Source organism: Streptomyces sp. NPDC002309 (genome assembly GCF_053593375.1).
In genome coordinates this window covers 107,388-116,036 of sequence record NZ_JBSFCI010000027.1, presented here as the reverse complement: position 1 = coordinate 116,036, position 8,649 = coordinate 107,388, and the positions used below count along the sequence as shown (strand labels likewise).

Here is an 8,649-nt window from a genome sequence, read left to right as displayed (position 1 = left end):
GCCGAAACGCGTGCCGGGCCGCGCGGAAACGCCGCGCGGAAACGCCGCGCGGAAACGCCGCGCGGAAACGCCGCGCGGAAACGCCGCGCGGAAACGCCGCGCGGAAACGCCTGCCGGGCCGCGCCTGCATGCCGCGACCCGCCGCGACACCACGGCGGGTCCCCCTCCCCGCGGCCGCACCCCCGGCGCATTAGCCTGCGGCCATGGGACTCGGCCTGCTGTTCGCGCTGTGTGCCGCTCTGTTCATGGGAACGGCGACCGTGTTCCAGGCGCTCGGCGCGCGCCGGGTGGCCCCCGGAGGCGCCGGCGCGGCCGTACGGGCCACCTGGCAGTGGCCGTTCGTCGTCGGTGTCGCCCTCGACACGGTGGGCTTCGGCGCCGAGCTGATCTCCTTGCGCTCGGTCCCGCTCTTCCTGGTCGAGGCGGCGGTCGCCGGGGCGCTGGCCGTCACCGCGATCGTCTCGGCGTTCGTGCTGAGCGTCCGGCTGCGGCCGGTGGAATGGGGCGCCGTCGTCGCGGTGTGCGGCGGACTCGCCGTGATGGCCGTCGCGGCCGGCCGGGAGACCGGCGGGGACGGCGACATGAGGATGCGGCTCGCGGTGCTGGTGGGCTCGGTAGGGCTCGCCCTGGTGAGCTGGGCGCTGACACCGCGCCTGCGCGACGTGCGCCACCGCGCCGCCGTACTGGGCGGCCTCGCCGGGATCAGCTTCGGTGTCACGGCTGTCGGGGCCCGGCTGATGCCCGGACTGTCCCTGCCCGGTCTGCCGTCCGACCCGTCGGTGTACGCCGTGGTCCTCTCCGGGATCACCGGCTATCTGCTCCTCATCGAGGCCCTCCAGTCCGGCTCGGTCACCTCGGCGACGGCGGCGATGGTCATCGGGGAGACCGTCTGGCCCGCGCTGTTCGGCATCGTCTGGCTGGGGGACACCACCCGCCACGGACTCGCGCCGCTGGCCGTCGCGGGATTCGCCGCGTCCATCGCGGGGGCTCTCGCGCTCGCCCGCTTCGGCGAGGCGGAGGAGCACGCGTCGTGATGTGCTCCTCGGGTCGAAGCCCGAGGGCTCTGGCCTTCTCGCCGTGGCTCCCTGCTTCGCCGCGCTGTGCCAGGACGCATCCTGGTCCTGTCCGCGCTCCACAGGCTGCGACCGTCGATTCGCCTCACCGTCCGGCTGAAGCCCGACGCACTGCGAATGAAACCCGGTAGCAGCACCGGGGCGTAAGGGCCGATCGGCTCCACCGAGCTCGACGGCGTAGTACCGGCGCCGGTTCCGGGCAAGGGGGGCGACGTCCGGCACCGGCGTCGCCGGGCCGGTGAGATATCACCAACCCTCTCCATCGCAAGGAAAGTTGAGCGGCGCACGGCTCTGGTGATCCCCGTACTGCCTGGTCTACCGTCGGTAACCCCTGTTGTCGCAGGAGCATCCCGCACCTCCCCGGCCTCCTCCTCACCCCCATTGGAAGGCAGCCCATGGAGCACTCGTCAGCCCCCGCCGCGATGACCCGCCGCCACGCTCTGACCGTGGCGGGCGGCGTGCTGGCCGGCGCTGCCCTCGCCCAGGCCACGATCCCGGCGTACGCCGCCTCGGCAGCGTCGGACGCGGACGCCATCGTCGTCGGACACGGTCTCGCCGGGCTGGTCGCCACGGCCGAACTGGCCGCGGCCGGACGCAAGGTGCTGCTGCTGGACCAGGAACCCGAGACCGGCCTGGGCGGCCAGGCGTTCTGGTCGTTCGGCGGCCTGTTCCTCGTCGACTCCCACGAGCAGCGGCTGATGGGCATCAAGGACTCCCGCGAACTCGCCTGGCAGGACTGGCTCGGCACGGCCGGGTTCGACCGCGGCGCCGACGACCCGGCGGGTCAGGACCACTGGGCGTACAAGTGGGCCGAGGCGTACGTCGACTTCGCCGCCGGGGAGAAGCGGTCCTGGCTCTCGGGGCTCGGCGTGCAGTGGTTCCCGGTCGTCGGCTGGGCCGAGCGGGGCGGCGGCCTCGCGGACGGCCACGGCAACTCGGTGCCGCGCTTCCACGTCACCTGGGGCACCGGCCCCGCCGTCGTCGAGCCCTTCGAGAAGAAGGTGCGGGCCGCCGCGAGGGACGGGCGGGTGACGTTCCGGTTCCGGCACAGGGTGGACGAGCTGGTGGTCACGGGAGGTGCCGTCACCGGGGTGCGGGGCGCGGTCCTGGAGCCGAGCGACGCGGCCCGCGGCAAGCCCAGCTCCCGCACGGTGGTCGGTGACTTCGAGCTGCGCGCGCCGGTGGTGATCGTCACCTCGGGCGGTATCGGCGCCGATCACGACCTCGTCCGCCGGAACTGGCCGGCCCGCCTCGGCACCCCGCCGAAGTCCATGATCACCGGAGTGCCCGCGCACGTGGACGGCCGGATGCTCGCCATCACCGAGCGGGCGGGCGGACGGATCGTCAACCCCGACCGCATGTGGCACTACACCGAGGGCCTCAGGAACTACGACCCGATCTGGCCCGGCCACGGCATCCGCATCCTGCCCGGCCCCTCCTCCCTGTGGTTCGACGCCACCGGCAAGCGCTTCTCCAGCCCGGACATCCCGGGCTACGACACGCTCCACACCCTCAAGTCGATCACCGACTCCGGCTACGACTACTCCTGGTTCGTCACCACCCAGAAGATCATCGCGAAGGAGTTCGCCCTCTCCGGCTCGGAGCAGAACCCCGACCTCACCGAGAAGAACGTCTGGAAGCTGCTGTCACGCATCTGGCAGACCCCGGAGCCGATCGAGCGGTTCAAGGAGAAGGGGGAGGACTTCGTCGTCGCCGAGACCCTGCCGCAACTGGTCGCGGGGATGAACAAACTGACGGGTCAGAACCTGATCAGGCTGCCCGACCTCCAGCGGCAGATCGAGGCCCGCGACCGCGAGATCGCCAACCCGTACACCAAGGACGCCCAGGTCATGGGCATCCGCAACGCGCTCGCCTATCCCGGGGACACGCTCAGCCGTACCGCCTCCGCGCACCGGATCCTGGACCCGGCCGCCGGGCCGCTGATCGCCGTGCGGCTCAATATCCTCACCCGCAAGACCCTCGGTGGCCTCCAGACCGACCTCTCGGGCCGCGTCCTGAACGCCTCCGGCGTCCCGGTCCCCGGCCTGTACGCGGCAGGGGAGGTCGCGGGCTTCGGCGGCGGCGGCGTCCACGGGTACCGCTCGCTGGAGGGCACCTTCCTCGGCGGCTGCCTGTTCTCCGGCCGCGCGGCAGGCCGCGCGGCGGCCGAGGCGACCGCGACCTGAACCGACCGCGACCTGAAGGCTGCGTTCTGGACCGGCTGCGTTCTGGACCGGCCGCGTCCTGAGCCGGCCGCGACCTGAGCCGGCCGCGACCTGAACCGACCGCGACCTGAACCGACCGCGACCTGAACCGACCGCGACCTGAACCGACCGCGAGGGGCCGGGGCGCCCCGGCCCCTCGCGAAGGCCGGATCAGGAGGCGGGCAGCTCCGCCCGGACGGTGCGGGCGGCGGCGACCAGGTTCTCCAGGGAGGCGCGGGTCTCGGGCCAGCCGCGGGTCTTCAGGCCGCAGTCGGGATTGACCCACAGCCGCTCCGCCGGGATCGCCTCGAGCCCGGTGCGCAGGAGTTCGGCGGCCTCGTCGGTGCTCGGGACGCGCGGAGAGTGGATGTCGTACACGCCGGGCCCGGCCTCACGCGGGTAGCCGTGCGCGGCAAGCTCCCGCGCGACCTGCATGTGGGAGCGGGCGGCCTCCAGGCTGATGACGTCCGCGTCGAGGTCGTCGATGGCCTGGACGATGTCGCCGAACTCGGCGTAGCACATGTGGGTGTGGATCTGGGTGTCCGGCCGCACCCCGCTCGTGCTGAGTCGGAACGCCTCGGTCGCCCAGGCCAGATAGGCGGCGTGGTCGGCGGCGCGCAGCGGCAGGGTCTCGCGCAGGGCCGGCTCGTCGACCTGGATGACGGAGGTGCCGGCGGTCTCCAGGTCGACCACCTCGTCGCGCAGGGCGAGGGCGACCTGGCGGGCGGTGTCCCCGAGGGGCTGGTCGTCGCGGACGAAGGACCAGGCGAGCATGGTGACGGGCCCGGTGAGCATGCCCTTGACCGGACGGCCGGTGAGGGACTGGGCGTACGTCGTCCAGCGGACCGTCATCGGCTCGGGGCGGGAGATGTCGCCGGCCAGGATCGGCGGACGGACGTAGCGGGTGCCGTAGGACTGGACCCAGCCGTGCTGGGTGGCGAGGTAGCCGGTGAGCCGCTCGGCGAAGTACTGCACCATGTCGTTGCGTTCGGGCTCGCCGTGCACGAGGACGTCGATGCCGGTCTTCTCCTGGAAGGTGACGACCTCCTGGATCTCCGCCTTGATGCGCTCCTCGTACCCGGCCTCGTCGATGCGTCCGGCGCGCAGGTCGGCGCGGGCGGCGCGCAGCTCGTCGGTCTGCGGGAACGATCCGATGGTCGTGGTCGGCAGCAGGGGCAGCCCGAGGTGGGCGCGCTGGGCCGCGGCCCGCTCGGCGTACGGCTGGGAGCGGCGGGCGTCGGTGTGCGTGACGGCGGCGGCGCGGGCGCGGACGGCCGGGTCGTGGGTGATGGGCGAGCCCGCGCGGGAGGCGAGGTCGGCGCGGTTGGCGGCCAGTTCGGCGGTGATCGTGTCGGTGCCCTGGGCGAGGCCCTTGGCGAGCGTGACGATCTCGGCGGTCTTCTGCTTCGCGAACGCGAGCCAGCGCAGGATCTGCGGCTCGATGTCCCGCTCGGCCGCGGAGTCCAGCGGCACGTGCAGCAGGGAACAGGAGGCGGCGACGTCCACCCGGTCCGCCAGGCCCAGCAGGGTCCCGAGCGTGGACAGCGACCTCTGCAGGTCGTTGATCCAGATGTTGCGGCCGTCGACGACACCGGCGACCAGACGCTTGCCGGGCAGTCCGCCGACGGCGGCGAGCGCGTCCAGGTTGGCCGCGGCGGCCCCGGTGAAGTCCAGGGCGAGCCCCTCGACGGGCGCCTTGGCCAGCACCGGCAGCGCGTCGCCGAGCCGGTCGAAGTAGGAGGCGACGAGCAGCCTGGGCCGGTCGGTGAGGGCGCCGAGGTCGCGATAGGCGCGGGCGGCGGCGTTCAGTTCGGCCGGGGTGCGGTCCTGGACGAGGGCGGGCTCGTCCAGCTGGACCCACTCGGCGCCGGCCGCGCGCAGGTCGGCGAGGACCTCGGCGTACACGGGAAGCAGCCGGTCCAGGAGCGTGAGCGGTGCGAAGTCCGCCGGGACGCCGGGGGCGGGCTTGGCGAGCAGCAGGTAGGTGACGGGGCCGACCAGGACGGGACGGGCGGTGAGGCCCTCGGCGAGGGCTTCCTCCAGCTCGGCGACCTGCTTGGCGGGGTCCGCCGTGAAGACGGTGTCCGGGCCCAGTTCGGGCACCAGATAGTGGTAGTTGGTGTCGAACCACTTGGTCATCTCCAGCGGCGCCACGTCCTGGGTGCCGCGGGCCATGGCGAAGTACCCGTCCGTCGCGTCGGCGGCGACGGCCGCGCGGTGCCGTTCGGGGATCGCGCCGACCATGACGGTGGTGTCGAGGACGTGGTCGTAGGAGGAGAAGTCGCCGGTGGGCACCTCGTGGATGCCGGCGTCGGCGAGCTGCTGCCGGTTGCTCCGGCGGAGTTCGGCGGCGGTGGCGTGGAGGGCGTCGGCGGTGACGCGGCCCTTCCAGTAGCCCTCGACTGCCTTTTTCAGCTCCCGGTTCTGACCCTGGCGGGGGTAGCCGTACACGGTGGCCTGTGCCGCCGCGGCCGCGGACTTCGCTGTCACGGAGATCTCCTTCGCGAGATGAATCCCTGAGATCCCGGGGACGGGACGAGAGCGCGAAGGGTGTGGCGACCCGGACGGCAACGACCTCGTGCGGCAAAAGCACGGCGGTTCCGTCCGTTGTGTACGCCGACCCGCCCTCGAGGTCACCGGGATGTCCGCGCACGGAACGGTCCGCACACGGGCAGTCGGCAGGTCTTCGGACTCGCGGGCACGTCCTCCTCGCCGGAGGACACCTACTGGCCGTCGCTTCCCGGGCCCGGTACGTCGGACCCAGTGCGTATGACGGCGGTCGTTCCCGCTCACCGCTGCGGGGCAGTCCCGGATTCCCACCGGGTTCCCTCTTACGACACCCCGCCTGGCGGACGGGGCGAACCAGCTGCGCGACCACCCTACGCGCCGTCGCCGGGGAGCGGAGGCAAGGTCCGGCATGCGGATGGTGAACCCGGACACGACGTCGACCGCTCACACGCCGGTGGCGACGCGATCGGTGACGCCGGGAACCATCCGCACCCTCCTCCCGACTCGTGTGGAGGAGCGAGGAGGCGGCATGGAAGCACTGGACGTCGTGATGCGCGACGTCGACTGCAGGCACGGCCGTGTGGAGGCCGTCCGCGGTGTCGACCTCGACGTCGCGGCCGGCCGGCGGGTGGCGCTGACCGGTACCAACGGTTCGGGCAAGACCACGCTGCTGCGGGCCGTGCTCGGCCTGCACCGCCGGACGGGCGGCCGGATCCTGGTGGGCGGCCGGGACACCCGCGGCGCCACCGAGTGGGCGTGGCGGCGCCGGGTGTGCGCGTGGATACCCCAGAAGCCGGCGGTCGGCCGGTTCCCGCTGCCGGCGCGGGAGTTGCTGGCCGGCAGCGGTGCGCGGGCCGAGGCTGTCGAGGCGGCGGCGAAGCTGGGCGTCGGGCACCTCGTCGGCCGGCCGCTGCACACCCTGTCGGGCGGCCAGTTGCAGCGCATGTATCTGGCACGCGCGGTCGGCTGTGTGGCCGCGGGCGCCGGGGTGCTGCTGGCCGACGAACCGACCGCCGCGCTCGACTTCGCCGGACAGGAGGAGGCCGCCGACGTCCTGCTGTCCCTGCCCGTGACCGTCGTGGTCGTCACCCACGACCGGGCCCTGGCCGACCGCTGCGACCAGGTGCTGGAGATGGCCGCCGGCCGGCTGCGGGAGGTGCGGTGAACGCCCAGGCGGCCGCCGACGTCGGCCAGTTGCTGCACCTCGTCCCGGTCCAGCGCGCCGGGATCGCCCTGCTGCTGGCCGCCGTCGGACTGCCCGTCATCGGTGTCGTGATCGTCGGGCTCGACATCATGCCGGTGCGGTTCGCGATGATGCACGTGGCGCTGCTGGGCATCGCGGTCGGCCTGCTGACCGGCCTCGACCCGATGCTGTGCGCGCTGCTGGCCTGCGCCCTCGCCGGGGCCGGGGTCGCCCCGCTGGCCCGCACCCCCGACGGGCTGTCCGGGGCGATGGGACTGCTCATGAGCCTCGCCGTCGCGGCCGCGCTGCTCGTGCTCGCGGTGTCCGGCGTCAACGCGGCCGGGGCGTTCGCCCTGCTGTGGGGATCGATCCTGTCGGTGGGCACCGCCGACCTGTGGGTGATCGGCGCCCTGGCCGTCGCCGTCCCGGCCCTGTTCTGGTGGCGGCGCCGCGACCTCGCGCTGCTGCTGTACGACCGCGAACTCGCCCTGACCTCCGGCGTACGCGTCGAGCGGCTCACCCTGGTGCTCCTCGTCCTGGTCGCGGTGGCCGTCGCCGGAGCCATCAAGCTGACGGGCGCGCTGCTCGTCGACGCCCTCACCCTGCTGCCCGCGCTCGCCGCCCGGCGCCTGGGCACGTCCCTGGGGTCCATCACCGCCTGGGCGGTGGGCATCGGTGTCGTCGTGAACCTCACCGGGTTCCTCGTCGCGCTCCGCCTCGACTGGCCGCCGGGGCCCGTCCTCGTCCTGACCGCCGGCGTGGTCGTCCTCGCCGTCCATCTCATACCCGAACGGAGAATCAGCCGATGGCGCGCACCCGCGTCCGCGACACTTCTCTCCTCGCACTGACCCTCACCGCGGGGCTCGCCCTGACCACGACCGGCTGCGGGGGCGGGAGCGAGTCCCCGTCGCCGGCCTCCGCGTCGTCCGGCGACAAGAACTCCTCGCCGGTCGTCGTCGCCACCACCACCTGGGAGGGCGCCCTCGCCAAGGCGGCCGGCGCCCAGGACGTCCAGGTCGTCGTCCCGCAGTCGGTGCAGCACGCACCCGACTACGATCCCAAGCCCTCCGACCTCGCGGCGGTGGCCGGCGCCGACTACGTGCTCTACGCGCCCTTCGAGCCGTACGCCGCGAAGATCAAGGAGGCGGCCGGCTCCGACGCCGAGCTGGTCGAGGTGGACCTCGACAACGACGCCGACAAGGCGAAGGCCGAAGTCGCGCGTCTGGCCGGGCTGTTCGGCACCGAGGACGCCGCCGCGCGGTGGACCGCGTCCTTCGACTCGGAGTACGCCGCGCTGCGGAAGGGTCTGAAGGCCAAGTGGCCGGACGGGAAGCGGCCCACCGTGGTCGCCCAGGTGTTCGCGACCTGGGCGGCGGAGATGGCGGGCGCGGAGGTGGCCGGCACCTTCGGGCCCGAGGCCGTGACCGCGCGGCAGTTGTCGGACCTGTTGAAGAAGAAGCCCTCGCTGGTCGTGGACAACGCGCACATGACGACCGGCACCGTGCTGCCCGACTCGGGCGCCGAACAGGCCGAGATCGTCAACTACCCGGGCACGGACCTGGACCTGCTGGCCGTGTACCGGGACGCGGCGAGGACGGTGGAGGCGGCGCTGGCCGCGTCATAGCGCCGGTCGCCCCGGACCGGAGACCGAGGGGGCCGCCCGGCGCGGGCGGCCCCCTCG

Annotated in this window: 6 protein-coding genes and 1 riboswitch; of the genes, 5 read left to right on the top strand and 1 reads right to left on the bottom strand. The window is 73.3% G+C overall.

Features of this window, described 5'->3' with window-relative positions:
• Nucleotides 1-203: 203 nt before the first annotated feature.
• Both ACWCPM_RS23120 and ACWCPM_RS23115 read left to right on the top strand, forming a co-directional pair.
• Nucleotides 204-1,034, top strand: a complete 831-nt coding sequence (locus ACWCPM_RS23120) for a hypothetical protein (protein WP_450978128.1) — start codon at nucleotides 204-206, stop codon at nucleotides 1,032-1,034.
• A 434-nt stretch (nucleotides 1,035-1,468) separates the two neighbouring features.
• Entirely contained in the window at nucleotides 1,469-3,259 is a 1,791-nt protein-coding gene (locus tag ACWCPM_RS23115; protein ID WP_450978127.1) for an FAD-binding dehydrogenase, read from the top strand.
• Between the two features lie 189 nt (nucleotides 3,260-3,448).
• Here the strand turns inward: ACWCPM_RS23115 and metE are convergent, their stop codons facing one another.
• The gene (metE, locus tag ACWCPM_RS23110; protein WP_450978126.1) at nucleotides 3,449-5,767 is read right to left on the bottom strand and encodes a 5-methyltetrahydropteroyltriglutamate--homocysteine S-methyltransferase; all 2,319 of its coding nucleotides are present in this window, start codon (nucleotides 5,765-5,767) and stop codon (nucleotides 3,449-3,451) included.
• Between the two features lie 170 nt (nucleotides 5,768-5,937).
• Nucleotides 5,938-6,159: riboswitch (cobalamin riboswitch) on the bottom strand.
• Between the two features lie 155 nt (nucleotides 6,160-6,314).
• Here metE and ACWCPM_RS23105 point away from each other — a divergent pair.
• Genes ACWCPM_RS23105 through ACWCPM_RS23095 form a run of 3 tightly spaced genes read left to right on the top strand, consistent with a single transcriptional unit; the run spans nucleotide 6,315 to nucleotide 8,592 of the window.
• Nucleotides 6,315-6,950 carry an ATP-binding cassette domain-containing protein gene (locus ACWCPM_RS23105; protein WP_450978125.1) on the top strand — a complete coding sequence of 212 codons (636 nt, stop codon included), beginning with the start codon at nucleotides 6,315-6,317 and terminating at the stop codon, nucleotides 6,948-6,950.
• A complete protein-coding gene (locus tag ACWCPM_RS23100; RefSeq protein ID WP_450978124.1) occupies nucleotides 6,947-7,816 on the top strand; it encodes a metal ABC transporter permease in 870 nt (289 codons plus the stop codon). Before ACWCPM_RS23105 ends, ACWCPM_RS23100 begins: the two co-directional genes overlap by 4 nt.
• Nucleotides 7,774-8,592 (top strand): ABC transporter substrate-binding protein, encoded by an 819-nt coding sequence (locus tag ACWCPM_RS23095; RefSeq protein ID WP_450978123.1) that lies wholly within the window; start codon nucleotides 7,774-7,776, stop codon nucleotides 8,590-8,592. The genes ACWCPM_RS23100 and ACWCPM_RS23095 overlap by 43 nt, the downstream gene beginning before the upstream one ends.
• The last annotated feature ends 57 nt before the right edge of the window (nucleotides 8,593-8,649 follow it).